This window comes from Streptomyces sp. SID12501, assembly GCF_010550245.1.
GTDB lineage: Bacteria > Actinomycetota > Actinomycetes > Streptomycetales > Streptomycetaceae > Streptomyces.
In genome coordinates this window covers 1-422 of the sequence record NZ_JAAGLU010000779.1, presented here as the reverse complement: position 1 = coordinate 422, position 422 = coordinate 1, and the positions used below count along the sequence as shown (strand labels likewise).

Sequence of the window (422 nt, the reverse complement as noted above, 5' to 3'; positions counted from 1 at the left end):
GTCGGCGGGCCGGCCCTTTCCCGGGACCCTCACTCCGGGTCCGCGGGGTCGGAAGGATCGGTGACGGGCGGCAGGCCCTGCATCTGGCGGTACTGATCCATGATGGCCGTGATGGCTTGGAGGTTCTCCTTCTTCATCCCGGCCGCGCGCATCGCCACGGAACGCACGCCGGCCTGGCGCAGCGCCTCGATCGCGGCGACCTCGCTGAGCACGGACTCGGCGACCTCGTCGTCGAAGAAGTAGGCGACGGACACCCCGAAGAACTTCGCGAGGGCGGCCAGCAGGTCGGGGGAGGGGTTGGCGCGCTTGCCCGTACGGAGCTGGGACAGGTACACGCCGCCGGCCTTGAGGTCGGGGTTGACCCGCTTCAGCTCGTCGGCGACCTCCGCGTTGGTCCAGTGCCTGCCCTTGGGGCGAACCGT

1 protein-coding gene is annotated in these 422 nt (G+C 70.4%); it reads right to left on the bottom strand.

Features of this window, described 5'->3' with window-relative positions; genetic code table 11:
* Positions 1-29: 29 nt before the first annotated feature.
* The coding region (locus G3I71_RS48425) for a helix-turn-helix domain-containing protein (protein WP_164325350.1) at positions 30-422 on the bottom strand (393 nt) is incomplete at its 5' end.